Here is an 18,394-nt window from a genome sequence, read left to right as displayed (position 1 = left end):
AAACTTTACATGCGAAAACTTTGGATCTTCATATTCTTTTTTAGTTTTATTTCGTTAGAAGCACAAGCGCCACCTGATACCAGTTTGTCGGCGCAGGAACTTTTGGCAAGGCTTGACCGAGAAATGGATTTCGGAAAAGGCCTTGTGAAAGGAACTTACGTTCTCATTCGTAGGAATGGAACTTCGGAAACTTGGAAAATCAACCGGTTTTTCAATGGAGAAGATGCACTTCTTTTATTCGATAGAAAGGGTAGGGGATTGGAATCCAAACTCCTCACCAAAGATGAAGGGGAAAATGTTTTTTTCTTCAATGTTCTCAGTGCAAAACTCTTTCGAAAAACAGATGATGAAAAGTATGAAGCCCTGATGGGAACTGGATTTTTCTATGTGGATCTTTCTGGATATTCTTATCAGGCCAACTACAACCCGCTTGTAAATGCTGATTTGGAAATTGGGGGAGAGGTGTATTATCGCATTTCTCTAAAACCCATCCTTCCTTACTTTTATAAAAAGTTAGTCCTCCTTGTGGGCAAAAAAGACCTAAAACCCTACCGTGTCGACTTTCATGACCGGGACGGGATTCTATTCAAAACCTTAAACTTAAAATACGGACCTGTGAAAGTAAAAGAAACTTCCGGGAAAGTGGAAGAGATTCAAAAAGCTTCACGGCTTGAGATGTTAGATTTGAATACAGGTAGTATCACGGTTTGGGAAATCCAGGAAGTGGACAAATCCGTAAATCCGGATGCTTCTTTGTTTGCCGTCGATAACCTAAGCCGTTAAACTCTTGTTAGAACCTGGTTTGATTCTTTTTCGCACCGGGTTTTCTAAAAAACCTACGATCTCCCTGAGTCCAGAAGAGATGGCCCACCTTCGGGCTTTACGACTGAGTAAGGAAGAAACCACCATCCAAATTCGAGATGGAGTGGGTGGGCTTTATGATTACCAATTTTCTCCTCAATCCAAAGAACTAAAATTTTTAGACGAAACGCAAGGGCCTAGAAAAACAGAAAGGAAAACCGTAGCGATTGCTTTACCGAAAGGGAACCGCTTTGATTTTTTTTTACAAAAGGTAACAGAGATTGGACTTGATGCTGTCGTTTTTCTTGTCTTTCGTCATTCCATTCGTAAAGAATTCAATTTAGAACGGGCCGAAAAAATCGTAAAGGAAGCGGCCGCTCAGTCCAAACAAACTGAACTTCTCACACTTTCTATTGAACCTGCAGCAGAATGGATGGATTCACATAAAGAGAGTTTGGTGGTATTTCATCCTCATCAGTCCGAGATCTTTCGTACAAGTCAAATCCTTGGAAAAATTCCTGTGATTGGACCTGAGGGTGGGTTTCATGCAGACGAAGAAGATTGGATGGAAAAAAACAAGATCCCGAAAGTGACTCTCCCGGGTGGGGTGCTCCGTACAGAAACTGCAGGCATTGTTGCCGCAAGTTTCCTGGCATACGGAACTTAAAGTTCTGCATGCCTTACCTTTGCTTCTAATTGGTGAGTAGAAGTAAGGTAGTGGATAAGTTACAATTGGTCGTGCAAGCGCTAAAACATGTAGAAGCTGCTGGGTAATTATCTCCCGTAACGTCTGGATATTTGGCAGCGCAACCCGCATTACAGGCCTCGAGGCTTCCTCCCGTACAAGTCAAAAGGAAAGTCATTAGGTTTCTTTCCACAGTTTTGTCTTCTCTCTTTGTGCAAGATGTAGAGAAGATCATGACAAAACACAACACTACCAAAACGAACAAACGATTCATATTCCTAAACTCCGTTCTCCCTGCATTTCGTCAATCGGTTCGTAAAAATCTTGACCCTTGTGACTTTTCCTATGCATTGGATGAGATTCTACTATGTCAGACGGTTCCAAAAAGGTTTTAGAAAAAAAAGCGCACGGAGAGTTTGAATTCACCGCTTACGGGGAATTTTTATCCTATTTCCACGCCCATATCGATATTTTCAAAAAACTACTCAAAGCTAGGAAAATGGACCCGGGTAAGGTGGAAGAGGTCGCAAAACAGATCAAATCCTACATGACGGGGAATATCAAAAAGACCGACCAGTTCTTTGAACACCTCCCGCAATTTGCGACTATGTTAGGTGTTCCGCAGAATGAAGTTTCTGCTTATCTCAATACTAACTTTATAGAAGTTTTAAACAAAGTACAGGAAAAACTAAAAGCCCAAGAGTTGGACAAACTCGAAAATGCACCGGCTCCTAGTTTTTCCTCTGTGGCGGAAGAAATCGTCGAGAAGTTGCAAGTCACTCACCCCAAAGACTTTGTATTTGTTCAAAAAGGAATTTTAACAGTCCTTGAAAATCCTCTTACGGGGGAGATCATCGAACCTAAGGGTCTTATGGCAGAATCTGCCAAAGCAGCCCTTTCGATGCCAGCAAGCGCGGAGTCAGAAAAAGAACCAGTCTCTCTCACCGATGCCTTGGCAGTTGCCAATGCTCCTCCCGTACCCGTTGCCAAAAAACAATCCCTCATTGTCGAAAAAGACAAATCCATTCTATTGGAAATTGTAGAAACCTTTGCTGAAAATCTGACTGGAGAACTCTTAGAAGTAAGAATCGGTCCAGACCCCAAAGACAATCCCATCCCGGAACCATCCTCAAAAAACGGAACACCAACTTCTTCGGAAGAATACGAAATTGAAGATTTAGAATTTGATGATTCTGATTCTTCTGCTAGCGGATCTAGTAACTCCAATACAAATACTGACGATGATGACTTCTCGCAAGACATCGATGTTGATTTTGAAGAACCAGAACCAGCCGCTGCGATTGATCCGAATCTGGAACGGTTAGAATCTTTTAGTGTCAAAGAATTTATGGATCTGGTGCAGACCATTACTGGATACCAAACCAAAGCGGACCAAGTGGGATACCAGAATTGGCTACGTGGTCTTTCTGAATTTGAAAAGGCAGTCGTCTCTTTACGCACCCAAGTTCTGAAAGAACAAAAAAATGAACCAGTGGATTGGAATTCTTTATTCCAAATGATGAGTTCCAAATCTGACTTGAGTCGTGAAGTTTTAGTTGGAATTGTTAAAAAAATTAAAAACTTCCAGGTTGTTAAACTGACGTTAGATCGTATGATTCAGGAATTCAAAAAAGGAAGTCCTGAGTTTATGCAAATGGTGAAGATGGCTTGGCCATACATCCAAAAAGCTTTTTTTGAAGTTCCGAATTACACACAAGTGCAAACTCTGCTCAAGGGGATTTTGTCTAGGGTGACAGATGAAAACCATAAAAAGGATTTTTCTAAGATCTTCACTATGGCACTGAACTTTATCCAATCCAAATACCAGGCATAATTCATGTTAGGGGAGAAGCACTCTCTTCTATTTTCTCACTTACTGCTAAAAATAGGAATCAGTCTCGTCCTAATCCTTTCTCCTTTTTCTTTTCTAATTCCAGAACCAAATTCTAAAATCATTGTTGATCCTCTCTTACAAAAACCTTGGATACCCGATGCGGAAGAAGAGGAGAGTCGTAGTTTCCATCGTTTCCTTTCCGAATTTAAAAACAAACAATCCACAGTCAAAAAAAAAGATGCCCATGGTCGAAACTATTTGGTTTCTCCATCGGGACAGATGCGGTTTCTCATCGATGATGAATACTATAAAGAATTTCCTGTGGGTGATGAGGCCGACATTGCCGCAAAAGAGTTGGAATCTTTATACGAGGTTCGTAAGGAAAAAGAAGTCGTATTTCTTGGGAAAGGAATCCATCTCTGTTACCGATTGAAATTAGAAAAAGAACCTGGATTTTTCCCGAATTGGCTCATCCGTTCTAATGAAATTACAAACAGAGCGGCCAATGAATGGTCAGACCAAACCATCCCTTTGGATTTGGTGAGCGAACCTTATGGATGTTATGTGGGTGATTCCCAACCCAAAGAGTCCCTGGTTTTAGAATCCGAATCCTTTCGTTATCGAATCCGACTTCCCTCAAGACTACGTTACGAGGGATTGTATGGGAATCGACTTGGGATTTACGGGGAAAACAGAGATTCCATTTACCGGATGGTACGTTTTGTCCAATTTCTTTCCAATTATTTACCTGCAGGCCAAACAGAATGGGATGAAGCCTTAAAACTCCAAACCTCCGGTAAAAAAAAGAAAAACCTTCCTAAAATCATTTTATCCATTGGTTCTAGTTTCGATAAAACAAGACCTCTGCGAACTACCAAAAATTACTTTCGTTTTTGGGATTCCATGCGTTCTCTCACACCCACCCAAATTCGGAAACTCGGGTTCAAAAGGACGGAATCAAAATCGGAATATTTGAGTGAATGGACCGAGGTAGATGAAATTGGAAATTCAGTTGAAATGGAAATGAAAGAGTATTATCTTTATAACGCACCTCGCGGTTACTTTCTTTCCTTGTCTTATCCCAAACGAGAAAAAGAAACGGCAGACCTTTATTGGCAAACCATTCGCAGTTCATTTGAAGTTAAGGAGTAACGGATGTTCGTTGGTTTTGTAGAAAATCAAAACAGAAAAAAACCAGAACCAAATGGGGAACCTGCGTCTTCTTTTTTTATTTTTTGGATGGGCCTTTCTCTGATTTTGGGATTTGGAATTTTATTACTTCCGTTCGGAGCCTTTTTCCCACTTTCGATTTCTGTTTGGGCCATCCTTGTTTTATTTTTACCCGTTTTGTTTTTGGGAATCCTACTTTCCAAGAAAACAGGTTTCAAAATTTTATTAGCTGTTTTTTTGTCCTTACTTGCAGGAGGAAATTCCATTTTGTTTTTGGGGGATTCCATTGGGTATTACTTGGGGATCACTGCAAAAACGGAAGTCCTTCCGGAAGAGGTACCACATTACCTGGATTACAGGTATTTGTTTCTCCGAGATTTTTATTTGGATGATGTAGACGCTGGTGAGTTTCGTTCTCCCCTTCTTGTTCGGCGTAGATCTGGTGGGGCCGTGTATGGGCCTGTGATTCGTTTTCAATACAAACGCATTCGTGCTATCTCTGGTAGAGAAATCAAACCTTCGTTATATGCTATTTGTTATTCCAAGGGAGATCTTAAATGTAGTCTTTCCAGTTTGTATACAGGAGGGGTGGTTTTGTTAGAACCAGTTTGGGATATGGAAGAACTTCCTCTTGCGAAGGATTCGGTGTTTCTTGTTTGGCGAGGACCGATGGATTCGGAAATGTTTACCAAAGGGGTTTATTCTTTTTTATTCTTTGTCTTTCTCATTTTGTTATGGGCTCTCATGGTTTATTTTCCATTTTCGAATGAGGAAAAATCTTAATCCTTTCTTAATATCTTAATCTTATCCCTTAAGGCACTGGCCCTTTACGATTCGCATAAACCATGAGAAAATCTACTTATGGTTGAGTTACTCTATTTTCCTTTTTATATTGGGTTACTGATACTGGTTTCACCCTTTGTCGGTTATTATATGGCTTTTGTATTAAATGCAAAGGTTTTACCCTTGGAATCTATATTCCACCGATTCCTATACTCCGGTGATCCCCCGCCTCAAACACCAAAACAATACCTAAACAGTATGGTTGTGTTTCATTTTCTAGGAGGAGTGATCTTATTTGTAATCCTAAGATACCAAAATTTTTTACCTATGAATTCACTTGGTATTTCTGGAATGGATTGGGATTTAGCATTAAACACTGCCATTTCCTTTATCACAAATACGAACTGGCAGGCTTATTCTGGAGAGAGTCAACTTAGTAATTTTTCACAGATGGCGGGACTCACTCCACAAAACTTTCTCAGTGCTGGAGTTGGAATATCTGTATTAACTTTTGTAAGTCGATCAATTGTATCTTCTTCGACAACTAAATTTGGAAATTTCTGGCAGGATTTATTTCGTTCTACCTTTTATATCCTCCTTCCCATTTCGTTTTTTGTCGCCATCCTACTTCTAGGCCAAGGTGTCATTCAATCGTTCCAAGAGCCAATACAAACTTTGGGAATTGATGGACTTTCTCAGACCATTCCCTTAGGACCTGCCGCATCACAAATTGCTATCAAGCAAATTGGAACGAATGGGGGAGGTTTCTTTGGAGTGAATAGTGCTCATCCATTTGAAAATCCAACTCCTGTATCAAACTTCATTCAGATGTTTTCGATTCTCTTTTTGCCAGCTTCATGCGTATTTTTATACGGCAAAATCACAAATTCATTTCGTCACGCTTGGGTTATTTTCTTTGTGATGTTGGCTTTTTTTATCTTAGGTTTTGTTGGTGTTTATGATTCGGAATGGAATCACGCCGGTTTTTGGGAGGGTAAGGAAACGAGGTTTACCTTAACGGAATCCACACTTTGGTTGTCCTCTACGACTGCCGCTTCCAATGGTTCTGTCAATTCCATGCACGACAGTTATTCACCATTGGCTGGTGGAGTTGCTATTTTTCAAATGATGTTAGGTGAGATTATTTTTGGAGGAGTTGGTTCTGGAATGTATGGAATGTTTCTATTTCTAATCCTCACAGTGTTTTTATCAGGGCTCATGACTGGTCGGACTCCCGAATACTTTGGGAAAAAAATAGGAAGTTTTGAAATCAAATGGACACTATTTGGAATCCTTGCCCCTACCGTTTGTATATTAGTCGGAACTACAATCACGATATTTTTAGACTCGGGGTATACTGCGAAAGGACCGCATGCCCTATCACAAATTCTATATGCATACAGTTCTGCTGCTGGTAATAACGGCTCTGCCTTTGCGGGATTTTCCGCTGATTCCTACTGGGGGAATTTATCACTCGGTTTTTCGATGTTAGTTGGACGGTTTAGTGTGATTTATGCGGTAGTTTTTGTGGCCGGGAGTTTGGGTGGAAAGGTTACAACCAAGTCTTCTGATGGAAATTTTAAATTGGATACATTGTTATTTGGAACTTTAGTTTTCAGTGTGATCCTAATTGTTTGTGGTCTGTCTTTTTTTCCCGTTTTGGCTCTCGGCCCCATCTTGGAACAGTTATTAATTGGGAAGGGAATTTTCTTTTAAGAGGAACATATGGTAAATTCTAAAAATTTGATCTCTAAGGAACTTTTGAATGTTTCGTTTTGGAATGCTTTACAAAAGTTTTCTCCGAAAAATGCATTTTCGAATCCAGTGATGGCCACTGTTTGGGTAGGTACCTTGATTCTCTGGTTACAAATCCTATACTATTGGTTTTCCGGGATTTCGTTTCATAACGAACTTCCCATCTTCTTTTGGTTAGTTTTAACATTGTTCTTTGCAAACTTTGCGGAAAGTATTGCTGAGGGTAGAGGTAAGGCCAGAGCCGATAATTTACGAAAAACTAGGTCCTCAACAATCTCAAAAAAAGTAGAATCAATAGGGGATAAGGTTTTTATTGAGATAGCTTCTAACGAATTAAAAATCAATGATATTGTTTTTGTTGAAGCCGGTTTTACGATTCCTGGAGATGGGGAAGTAATATCTGGAATTGCCAGTGTGGATGAATCGGCAGTGACAGGAGAGTCGGCCCCGGTTATCCGTGAAAGTGGTGGAGACAGATCTGCTGTCACTGGTGGAACTCGAGTGATCTCAGATCATTTGTATATTAAAATCACAACGAAACCTGGGGAAAGTTTTATTGATAAGATGATCTCAATGATTGAAGGAGCCACTAGACAAAAAACTCCCAATGAAGTGGCACTCGGTATTGTTCTCTTTGCTCTCACAATCCTTTTCTTATTGGGAGTTTTATCTTTGATCCCAGTTGCCAACTTCGTTGGAAACCAATTGGGACAAAATTGGAATTTCCATTTCTCCGTATGGCTTGCATTGTTTGTATGTTTAATCCCTACTACCATCGCGGCCTTACTCAGTGCCATTGGAATTTCTGGAATGGAACGGTTAATACGGTATAATGTTATTGCCAAAAGTGGAAAGGCAGTGGAAGCCGCAGGCGACATTCATGTATTGTTGTTAGATAAAACTGGTACGATTACTCTAGGGAATCGGGAAGCACATAAGTTCTATCCGTCAGAGGGTATTGCAGAAGAAGAGTTAGCAGATGCGGCACAACTTTCCTCACTTTCAGATGAAACCCCAGAAGGAAGATCCATTGTTGTGCTCGCCAAACAAAAATATGCGATTCGTGAAAGAAACTTAAAATCTCTAGAAGTAAATTGGATTCCCTTTTCTGCTTCGACTCGGATGAGTGGAGTTGAGATTTCAGAGAATGGAAAGAAAATTCGTAATATTCGGAAGGGAGCCTTTGAAGCCATTCGAAAACATATCGAATCGTTAGGTGGATCTATTCCTCAAACCATCCAAACGATCTCAGATGAAGTAGCAAGAAAGGGAAGCACACCCATTCTTGTTTCCGAAGGAAATCGATTGTTGGGCATTATCGAATTGAAGGATATTGTGAAAGGGGGACTAAAGGAACGATTTGCTTATTTGAGAAGGATGGGAATTCGAACTGTTATGATTACTGGTGACAATCCACTCACAGCGGCAGCCATCGCTGCAGAAGCTGGCGTGGACGATTTTATAGCTGAAGCTACACCTGAAGCAAAGCTAAAACGAATTCGTGAAGAACAAGCAAACGGATATTTGGTCGCTATGATCGGGGATGGAACGAATGATGCACCGGCCCTTGCTCAGTCTGATGTGGGTGTGGCCATGAATACAGGAACACAAACTGCTAGGGAAGCTGGTAATATGATAGATCTGGATAGTAATCCAAGTAAACTCATCGAAATTGTAGAAATTGGAAAACAACTTCTTATGACAAGAGGAGCGCTCACCACATTTAGTATCGCCAATGACATAGCAAAATACTTTGCTATCCTCCCTGCCTTGTTTTTACCCTTAGCTCCATTAAACATCATGCAGTTATCTAATCCGGACAATGCAATTCTTTCTGCGGTGATTTTCAATGCCCTTGTGATTCCAACCCTCATTCCATTGTCTCTTCGCGGTGTTAAGTATGTGCCAAAGTCTCCAGATCAAGCTTTACTTCGAAATTTTATTATTTACGGAGGGGGAGGAATGATTTTTCCCTTTTTCGGAATCAAACTTATCGACTTAATTTTATCAGGAGGATTTTAATGAAATCGAATGAACCATTAAATCAATGGGAGATAGCGATTCGGTTCGGATTTTTATCTTTGTTAATATTAGGATTTTTTTATCCACTTGCGGTCACGGGAATAGCATCTTCATTTTTTTCTTTTAAGGCCAATGGAAGTTTGTTAGTTGAAAAAGGAAAAGTCCTTGGTTCTGAATTATTAGCCCAAAACACAACATCAAAAGCAATGTTTCGTTACCGCCCAAGTGCAGTCACTTATACAACTATTCCAAGTGGTGCATCCAATTTAAGTCCTTCTAGTATGGATTTAAAGAATTTAGTTGAGAAACGAATCCTCGAATTGGAAACTGCGGGTATTAGTAAAGATGGATGTAAAGAATTACTCTATACATCTGGTTCTGGGTTAGATCCGCATATTACACCCACTTGTGCATATGAGCAGGCGAAAGTTCTCGAGAAGGAGGGAAATGTTCCTTTGGATAAAATAAATGAATTGATTCTGAAACATACGGAATATCCACTTTTTGGTTTTATGGGTCGTGAACGAGTCAATGTTACTAAATTAAATTTTTCCTGGAAACAGATGAATCATGAATGACGGAAAACGTCCGGAAGACTTTCTCTCAATAGCCAACCAAGAAGAGTCGAAGAAAAAAGGAATTCTAAAGGTTTATTTTGGGATGTCTCCCGGTGTGGGTAAAACCTACGCCATGTTAACCGAGGCTCACCATTTAAAGGAAGAAGGGGAAGAAGTTAGGATTGGCATAGTAGAAAGCCACGGAAGAGTTGATACCAAGGTATTGATTGAAGACCTCGAATGGATACCATTGAAAAAAATAGAGTATCGAGGGAAAGTATGGGAGGAAATGGATGTTGAAAGAATCCTGAAGGAAAAACCAAGTTATGTGTTAGTTGATGAGTTGGCCCATACCAATATTCCTGGTTCCATAAATAAAAAAAGATACCAAGATATATTTTCACTACTTGATGCCGGGATTCATGTGCTTTCTACGGTTAATGTTCAACATCTAGAGAGCCAAGTCGATTCTATTGAGAAAATCATCCAAAGCCCGGTAAAAGAAACCATTCCGGATAGTATTTTGGAGAGAGCCGACGAATTGGTGTTAATTGATATTATTCCTGATGAATTATTAAAAAGATTATCAGAAGGGAAAGTTTATTTACCAGAAAAAATAATTTCGGCAAAAGAGAACTTTTTTAGAAAGGAAAATCTTACTTACCTTCGTGAATTATCTTTAACTTATACGGCAAAGTATGTGGAAAAAAGAATGCCCCAAGGTCGAGAAAGGATCATGGTTGCTATCTCAGCGAGTCCTCATTCAAAAACACTTCTCAGGAATGCAAAAAGATTGGCTTTGGAGAGAAACTCCGAATTATATGCGGTTTTTTCTGAGAATGAAGAAGATCGAAATTTGGACTCTGCAAATTCCATCCGGGCACATATTCGTTTTGCAAAAGAGTTAGGTGCAGAAGTGGTTCATTCTTATGAGTCTGATCCAGTTGTTGGGATATTGGCTGCTGTACATGAAAAACGAATTCACCGTTTGGTGATAGGGGGAGCAAAAAAAAGTTTTTTTTATGGTTTATTTCAAAAAAATATTTCTTCAAAGATCATTAAGCAACTTCGCGATGTGGAAATTATCATCGTTCCTTTTTTTGATAACAGGTCGTTTCAATTTGACTTTTATAAAAAGTTAATCCCGTCTTCTGGGATTCGACAATACGCTGCAGTATTTGCTCTTACATCACTTGTAACTTTATTCAATTCATTCCTACTTTCTTATATTGGGTATTGGACTATATCGATTTTGTATTTATTTTATGTAGCAGTGCTCGGGATGTTTTTTAGTCGGGGTCCGGTTTTACTCGCCGCTATTTTATCAGCTTCTTTTTGGAACTTTCTTTTTATACCGCCACTTTATACTTTTTACATTTCTAAATTAGAAGATGCATTGATGTTTATCATCTTTATGTTGATTGCGCTCATCAATGGAGGACTCACGGCAAGGCTTAAAAAAAATGAATCTAAACTTAGGTCAAGAGAAGAAAAACTTTCCATTCTCTATGAGCTCACTCAAAATTTATCAAAAACTTCTTCTGCTTCTGAGATCATCAAAACGGGAGATTCCTTTATTAAACGTATTTTTCCTTTTCCAGTAAATCTTCATTTTTACCAAGGAGGAGAGTTCACTCCCATTATTGAGGATTCAAAAGATTTAGCTGTGGCATCATGGACCATTAAAAATGCGAAACCAGCTGGTAAATATACGGAGACTCTGCCATTATCCAATACAACATTTTATCCGTTATTATCTCCTGGCGGGATCACCGGTGTGATTAATGTGAAAACAAACACGGAACCAAGTTTAGAGCAGGAAATTCTTTTGAATACGGTGGCAAATCAAGTTGCCTTAGCTTTGGATCGGGATATACTATCAGAAGATTCAAGAAAGAATTTTTTATTAAAAGAATCTGAGAAGTTATACAATTTAGTTTTTAATTCTTTATCACATGAATTGAAAACTCCGCTGACATCAATACAAGGATCTGCATCAGCTTTGCTCGATCCTGAGATTGGATCGGATACTGTTGCACGAAAGGCGCTCTTAGAAGAAATTCAGGAAAGTTCTCTTGTATTGAACTTACTTCTCGGAAATCTATTGGATATCAGTCGGATTGAATCAGGATATTTAACTTTAAAGAAAGAAAAAGTTCATCCATCTGATGTCATTCAGGATGCAATTTCCTATTTAGGAAAAAATAAGACAAATCATTTGATAAAAATCAATTTGAATGATAACGATTTGCCAATCGAATTGGATCGAGTACTTTTTTCACATGCAATTTTTAACCTTTTGTATAATGCATGTATGTATACGCCTGCAGGTTCCATAATATGGATTTCCTTGGAAAGAGATGGAAACAGTTTGCAATGGATCGTAGAAGATAATGGCAGTGGCCTTCCTCTTGACTCCTCTCGTATTTTTCAGAAATTTTATAGAGGGGAATCTTCGGGAAAAATTGGCACTGGCCTCGGGCTTGCCATTTCTAAGTCTATTGTTGAGTTACATGGCGGAAGTATTGAAGCGATGAATCGAAAAGAAGGAGGCGCAAGCTTTCTCATTGACATACCGTTCTTAGCATAGTATAGAAATACTATGCTAAGGGAATTGATTCTTCTTGTGGATGATGATAGCGCCATTCGGAAAATGCTTCGTATTGCATTGGAGGCGAAAGGATACGAAACAATAGAAGCAATTTCTAGAAAAGAAGCCATTGAATCCGTTGCATTAAATTCTCCAAAATTAGTTTTACTCGATTTACAATTACCAGATGGAAGTGGGTTGGATGTCATTAAGGAAGTAAGAACATTTTCCGAAATTCCGTTTATCGTTTTGTCAGTGATGAGTTCCGAAGAGGATAAAATTGCCTTACTTGATTCAGGAGCAGATGATTACATTACCAAACCTTTTAGTATGGGAGAGTTGTTAGCAAGAATTCGCACAGCATTACGTCGTCTTCCTCTAGAAGAAACTCCTTCTAATTGGGATAAAGAAAATCTGGTGGTAGACTTTGTGAACTATCAGGTCATCAAAAATAATATTCAGGTTCGTTTGACTCCAACAGAATTTCAAATTCTTACCTTTCTCATTAAAAATTCTGGTAAAGTAATTACTCATGATGTTTTGATTAAAAAAATTTGGGGAGATCAGGCACTGAACGAAATGAATTCTTTGAGAGTTCATATCACTCAACTAAGAAAGAAAATTGAAGATTTCCCAAGTAGTCCCCATTTACTTCTTACTGAGCCTGGAATTGGTTATCGCTGGGTTGGTAATTAAAGTTTTAAATGGTGCATCCTTACTTAAATATTTAAGCCAAAATTTCATTTTCTAATCTTAATCAATTCTTAAGGCAAATCCAAAAACCATAATTTCTCAAACATTGCGACTTGTATCGAATTATGATAATTTGATACTATGATGTTTAATCAAACTAGTGTATTGTCTTTTGGGAATATTCTTTATAGCGGTTATCCAAAATCTCTGCTGAGAATATTTATTTTGATTCTTTTTGTTATTTTTTCTCCATTGCTCGCTGAAGAAACTTCTTCCGAAAAAACGATGCCAAAAGCGGATTCGATTCCAACAACAATCGTTTTGCCAAAGTCCTTTCAGTTTGGTGGATTCATTGATTCCTATTATTTGTTCAATCGAAATCTTCCGAAAGATACAGAGAGAAATTTTACCACCCAAGCAGTAAGGAACGGAGAATTCAATGTAAACCTAGCATATATTGATGCAAAGGTAGAGGAAAAGAATTATCGCGGTCGACTTGCCTTTCAATGGGGAACTTCGGTAAATGCGAATTATGCGGCAGAGTTAGTTGCTGATAAATATTCCAATCAAAACTCGGTGAAAAATATCCAAGAGGCTTATACAGGTTTTAAAATTGCGCGTGATACTTGGGTCGACGCAGGTATTTTTTTTGGAAATATCGGACACGAATCTTGGATTTCACAAAACAACGTGAATTACACAAGAGCCTTTGCCCTAGATTATGTGCCTTACTATTCTTCGGGGGTTCGGTTGAGTCACAAGTTCGGTGATCAATTGAGCATACAGTTGCAAGTGTTAAACGGTTGGCAAAACATTACTGATAACAATAAAGATAAATCATTTGGTAGTCAGATTAAGTATTTATTTTTTCCGAATCTGATTTTAACACTCAATCAATTTGCCGGAAACGAAGCTCCAAACAACGAAAGGAAACAAATGCGGTTGTATCAAAACACCATATTAGAATGGATTTTAACAGATTCATTTAGTTTGGTGGGGCAATTTGATGTGGGGGCTCAAAAAGCAAAACAAAGTTTTATCTATGAACCTTGGTTAGCTGCTTATGATCCAAGTCTTGGAGAACACCGGGAAACAAAATCAGATGTTTATCGGCAGTGGTATCATGGAACCCTTTGGGTTAGTTACAAAATCGCTCCCGAATTTCGATTGAGTTTTCGTGTAGAACGTTTTTATGACCCTCTGCAAGTGATGGTAAATACCGGAACTCGTAACGGTTTTATGAGTAATGGGTATACCACAACCTTGGATATCTTAACCTTTGATCCGGGACTCATTCGTTTCGAATATGTCTACAGAAGGTCAGCTGATTCTCTTTTTGCTTATAAAGAAAATCATACATCTAAAAAAGAAGATTTCTTTGTCGTGGCATTTTCAATGAAATTTTAAGGAATGGGAATTTCAAAATTAGGGTTTAGAATATGAGAAAAAGTGAAAACCTTTTTCCCAAACGTTCGGTCTAAATTTTGTTCATAGATGTTTCTCCTTATGATACCCGCAGGGAGGGGTCAATATCCCTGATTTTCTTTTTTTTCTTTCCAATCTGCTTCCCTGTTTTTAAATTCTGTCATGTTCGTCAAGCGCCGGCTTCTTCTATTCCTCCTCCTTTCTTTGTTTTTGGTTCGTTCGGATGACACCCAGTCACTTCCCGCGACAATCGAATTTTTCACTCCCAGCGGATTTGTCAAACAACCCAAACAAGTGACTGTTCGGTTCACAAAACCGATGGTTTCTCTCGGAGACATCCGGCCAAAAATTGATATCTTCCAAATCAAATGTCCCTTACCTGGAACCAGTCGTTTTATCGATTCCACCACTTGGGTTTATGAATTCGAAAAGGAACTGCCTGGTGGGGTGGACTGTTCTTTCCAATTGAAGGAAGGAACCAAAACATTCAGTGGAGAAACTGTCCAAGGGGAACGTAACTTTTCTTTTCATACGGGTGGGCCTTCCGTCCAGTATTCCTCACCTTACCAAGGTTCATCCATCACAGAAGACCAAATTTTTGTTTTGCACTTAGATGCAAAACCGGATCTGGATTCTTTTCAAAAATATACATACTTTCGTTCTGAGGAATTAGGAAATAGAATTCCGATCACCTTTGTCACAGGTTCGGAAAGAAAAACAATCCTCCAATCTACGGGGGACACGGATAGAGAAGAAACAGTTCTTGTTAAATCCAAACAAACATTTTTGCCTGAAAGACAAATCCAATTGGTTCTTGGTAAAGGAAGCAAATCCATTTGGGGGGGAGAGATCCGAGAGGACGAAGTTCTTTCATTTACGGTAAGACCGGTATTTTCGGTTCGGTTTAGTTGTGAAAGAGTGAATGCAAAAGCAGATTGTATTCCCATCCTTCCCACTTCGCTTTATTTTAGTTCGGCGGTGTCCCGTTCGTTGTTAGAAAAAATCCAACTTGTTTCCAAGGACGGAAAAGTTTATCCTCAGTCTCCTTTCACCGAAAAAGGAAACGAGTTTTTTGAATGGGTGAGTTTTCCCGGGCCCTTTCCTGAAAATACAGAGTTTGAAATTAAAATTCCCGATATCGTCGATGAGACAAACAGAAGTTTGTCGAACCAGGCCTCTTTTCCTTTAAAGTTTAAAACGGATGAGTTTCCACCCCTTGCTAAGTTTGGTGCTAAATTTGGAATTTTAGAATCCAAAGCCAAACCAGCGTTACCGGTCACACTTCGCAATTTAGAAATCAATCTTCCGATGAAATCTGTATCTCTCGGTGTGGGTGGAAAAAGCCAAAAGACCATGGACATTCTGGAGATCCAAAAATGGTTTCAAGTATTAGCTACTAGAGAACGCGAACAATCTGTATTTCAAAATCCACCCACGTCAGCAGGGATATCTTCTTTCTCTCTGCCCAAACCCAATGGGAAAAAACCAATGGAAGTGGTGGGGATTCCTCTCGAAACTCCCGGGTTTTATGTGGTAGAACTTGCGAGTGATATCCTGGGAGGCAGCCTTCTTGAAAAAAAAGGAAAGATGTATGTATCCAGTGCGGCTCTTGTTACAAACCTTTCGGCTCATTTCAAATGGGGAAAAGATACAAGCCTTGTTTGGGTGACTAGTTTAGACCAAGGCCTACCAGAATCGGGAGTCCAAATTAAAATTTTGGATTGTAAAGGGAATTTACGCGGAGCGGGGATCACAGGAAAAGATGGAAGTATGCTCTTTGGGAATTTAAATTTCCAAGCGGTTCCTTATTGCGGTCATCATGAGTTAGGTTCTGGACTTACCGTCTTTGTTCAAAAAAATGATGATATTAGTTTTACTTCAAGTACTTGGGACAAAGGAATTGAAAGTTGGCGATACCAATTGCCACAAGCCACTGCCGGTCATTCGAAAGAACTCACATCCATAGTGCTTGACAGAACCCTATTCAAAAAGGGGGAGACAGTTCACCTAAAACATGTTCGGCGTGGTTTTGGAAATAAAGGACTTGTTCCCGCAGAACCTAAAGACTATCCTTCTCAAGTCATCATCAAACATGAAGGTTCGGGAGAAGCCTATCCATTGCCACTGGTTTGGTCTTTTCCGGGCCATTCCGAATCGGAATTCAAAATTCCAAAGAACGCCAAACATGGAATCTATATTGTCTATTATCCTTATTCGAATGAAGATTCAAGTTATGGAGATACGGTCGTAGAGTTTCGAGTAGAGGAATTTCGTCTTCCTGTCGTGAAGGGAAATATTCAACTAGCTGGCGATAAACAAGAGTTAGTATCTCCAAAAGAATCCAAGGTTCTATTTGGATTGGAATACCTTTCCGGGGGAGGGGCCGGAGGATTCCCTGTAAAAATTCGATCCCAAGTGGTTTCTAGTTATTATTCTCCCAAAGAAGAATATTCTGCTTTTTCCTTTTCTCCTGAGACAATGAGAGAAGGGAAGTGGAAGGCCAGTGGGTATGACGAAGAAGAAGCGGAAGAAACAAAACCAACCGTTGTTTCTACCTCTCTCAAAACCGACGAAAAGGGATTTTTGCAATATACGTTTAGTGGATTAAAACCTGTTCCTGGTTACGGAAGTTTCCAGGTAGAAATGGAATACGCCGATCCTTCGGGGGAAATCCAAACTGTATCTAGAAGTTTTCCTGTTTCCCCGTCCGAAGTGCATTTGGGAATTTTACCGGACGGATGGTTATTTACAGAAGACAACGTGAAACTTCAATTAGTTGCTCTGGATGTAAAAGATAAAGCACTGAGTTCCCAAAAAATAAAAGTCACAGCCTATAAAAGAGAATTTTATTCCAACCGTAAACGACTCGTGGGTGGGTTTTATGCCTACGAACATTATGAAGAAGTCACAAAACTTGGTGAATTCTGTGAAGGGAAAACAGATTCCAAAGGGATTTTGATTTGTGAGGGAAAATCGCCGGCTGTGGGTGATATTGTCTTTCTTGCAGAAACAAAAGATTCCAAAGGCAATCCTACGAATTCTGGATACAGTGTTTGGGTGAGTTCCAAACAAGAAGCTTGGTTTGATGTGAGTGATCATAACCGGATGGACATCTTACCTGAAAAACGTTCGGTCGATGTCGGAGAAACCATCAAAGTACAAATTCGCTCTCCTTTTCGGGAAGCAACGGCCCTTGTGAGTTTGGAACGAGAAGGGGTTTTAGATTATTTTGTGACACCGGTATCTGGAAAAGATCCTGTGATTTCCATCTCTATCAAAAAGGAATATGCACCCAATGTGTTTGTATCGGTGTTTCTTGTGCGAGGTCGTGTGGGAGAACCAAAACCCACAGGGCTTGTGGACTTAGCAAAACCGGGATACCGATTTGGCCTTGCTATGTTAAAGGTTGGATCCAAACCGTACAGTCTGTCCGTTTCGGTGAACCCAGAGAAAAAACTCTACCAAGTGAGAGAGACGGCCAACGTAGAGCTGGAAATCAAAACCTCCGATGGAAAACCTCCTTTAGAATCGACGGAAGTCACACTTGCTGTTGTGGATGAAGCCCTTCTCGAACTTTCTCCGAACCCTACTTGGAATCTCCTCGATGTAATGATGGGAACAAGACCCCATTCGGTGGGAACTTCCACGGCTCAGTCGCAGATTATTGGAAAACGACATTTTGGTTTGAAAGCAAAACCGGAAGGAGGAGGCGGGGGGAAACAATCCACTCGTTCTCTCTTTGATACCTTACTCTATTGGAAAGGAAAAGCAATCGTTGGTAAGGATGGAAAACTCAAGTTTAGTTTTCCTTTGAATGATTCCCTTACGAGTTTTCGAATCGTGGCGGTGGCGACTTCGGGATCCAAAGAATTTGGAACTGGTTTTGCTAAAATCCAAACCACACAAAAGATCCAATCCTTTTCGGGAATTCCACCTGTGGTTCGGTTATGTTATACACTTCGCCATTAATTCACTTTCCCTAATGCATGAGATAAAAAAGAACAACTTCGACTCCGTCTTTCTGTCACGGATGTAAAAAATGGAACGGAAACAAAAGAAGAATTAGAAACAAAATCTTC

At 39.6% G+C, this 18,394-nt stretch carries 13 protein-coding genes; 12 read left to right on the top strand and 1 reads right to left on the bottom strand.

The features are described from left to right. The first annotated feature begins 9 nt into the window (after positions 1 to 9). Together JWG41_RS16005 and JWG41_RS16000 are read left to right on the top strand one after the other, a co-directional pair. Positions 10 to 783: an outer membrane lipoprotein-sorting protein gene (locus JWG41_RS16005; RefSeq protein ID WP_205270799.1), complete on the top strand. Its 774-nt coding sequence runs from the start codon at positions 10 to 12 to the stop codon at positions 781 to 783. Positions 784 to 787: 4 nt separating this feature from the next. After that, positions 788 to 1,468: a 16S rRNA (uracil(1498)-N(3))-methyltransferase gene (locus JWG41_RS16000; RefSeq protein ID WP_205270800.1), complete on the top strand. Its 681-nt coding sequence runs from the start codon at positions 788 to 790 to the stop codon at positions 1,466 to 1,468. Positions 1,469 to 1,493: 25 nt separating this feature from the next. Here the strand turns inward: JWG41_RS16000 and JWG41_RS15995 are convergent, their stop codons facing one another. Further along, positions 1,494 to 1,760 carry a hypothetical protein gene (locus JWG41_RS15995; protein WP_205270877.1) on the bottom strand — a complete coding sequence of 89 codons (267 nt, stop codon included), beginning with the start codon at positions 1,758 to 1,760 and terminating at the stop codon, positions 1,494 to 1,496. A gap of 93 nt (positions 1,761 to 1,853) precedes the next feature. Between JWG41_RS15995 and JWG41_RS15990 the strand changes: the two genes are divergently transcribed. From JWG41_RS15990 to JWG41_RS15945, 10 genes are all read left to right on the top strand, one after another. Next, entirely contained in the window at positions 1,854 to 3,320 is a 1,467-nt protein-coding gene (locus tag JWG41_RS15990) for a hypothetical protein (RefSeq protein WP_205270801.1), read from the top strand. Positions 3,321 to 3,323: 3 nt separating this feature from the next. Beyond that, the gene (locus JWG41_RS15985; protein ID WP_205270802.1) at positions 3,324 to 4,472 is read left to right on the top strand and encodes an LIC10775 family protein; all 1,149 of its coding nucleotides are present in this window, start codon (positions 3,324 to 3,326) and stop codon (positions 4,470 to 4,472) included. Positions 4,473 to 4,475: 3 nt separating this feature from the next. Continuing rightward, entirely contained in the window at positions 4,476 to 5,273 is a 798-nt protein-coding gene (locus JWG41_RS15980; RefSeq protein ID WP_205270803.1) for a hypothetical protein, read from the top strand. Positions 5,274 to 5,351: 78 nt separating this feature from the next. Continuing rightward, positions 5,352 to 6,989, top strand: a complete 1,638-nt coding sequence (gene kdpA, locus JWG41_RS15975) for a potassium-transporting ATPase subunit KdpA (protein WP_205270860.1) — start codon at positions 5,352 to 5,354, stop codon at positions 6,987 to 6,989. 9 nt (positions 6,990 to 6,998) lie between these two features. Then, positions 6,999 to 9,050, top strand: a complete 2,052-nt coding sequence (gene kdpB, locus JWG41_RS15970; protein ID WP_205270805.1) for a potassium-transporting ATPase subunit KdpB — start codon at positions 6,999 to 7,001, stop codon at positions 9,048 to 9,050. Next, the gene (locus JWG41_RS15965; RefSeq protein WP_205270806.1) at positions 9,050 to 9,628 is read left to right on the top strand and encodes a potassium-transporting ATPase subunit C; all 579 of its coding nucleotides are present in this window, start codon (positions 9,050 to 9,052) and stop codon (positions 9,626 to 9,628) included. The genes kdpB and JWG41_RS15965 overlap by 1 nt, the downstream gene beginning before the upstream one ends. Then, the gene (locus JWG41_RS15960; protein WP_205270807.1) at positions 9,621 to 12,197 is read left to right on the top strand and encodes a sensor histidine kinase; all 2,577 of its coding nucleotides are present in this window, start codon (positions 9,621 to 9,623) and stop codon (positions 12,195 to 12,197) included. The genes JWG41_RS15965 and JWG41_RS15960 overlap by 8 nt, the downstream gene beginning before the upstream one ends. 12 nt (positions 12,198 to 12,209) lie before the next feature. Beyond that, the gene (locus tag JWG41_RS15955; RefSeq protein WP_205270808.1) at positions 12,210 to 12,893 is read left to right on the top strand and encodes a response regulator; all 684 of its coding nucleotides are present in this window, start codon (positions 12,210 to 12,212) and stop codon (positions 12,891 to 12,893) included. A gap of 138 nt (positions 12,894 to 13,031) precedes the next feature. Further along, positions 13,032 to 14,297, top strand: coding sequence for a porin (locus tag JWG41_RS15950; RefSeq protein ID WP_232374044.1), 1,266 nt, complete (start codon positions 13,032 to 13,034; stop codon positions 14,295 to 14,297). A 180-nt stretch (positions 14,298 to 14,477) separates the two neighbouring features. Next, complete coding sequence (locus JWG41_RS15945) at positions 14,478 to 18,284, top strand: MG2 domain-containing protein (protein ID WP_232374053.1); 3,807 nt, start codon at positions 14,478 to 14,480, stop codon at positions 18,282 to 18,284. The last annotated feature ends 110 nt before the right edge of the window (positions 18,285 to 18,394 follow it).

Origin of the sequence: Leptospira chreensis, assembly GCF_016919165.1 — a bacterium.
Lineage (GTDB): Bacteria > Spirochaetota > Leptospiria > Leptospirales > Leptospiraceae > Leptospira_A > Leptospira_A chreensis.
The sequence above is the reverse complement of the archived record's forward strand: the minus strand, read 5'-3'. Positions and strand labels throughout refer to the sequence as shown.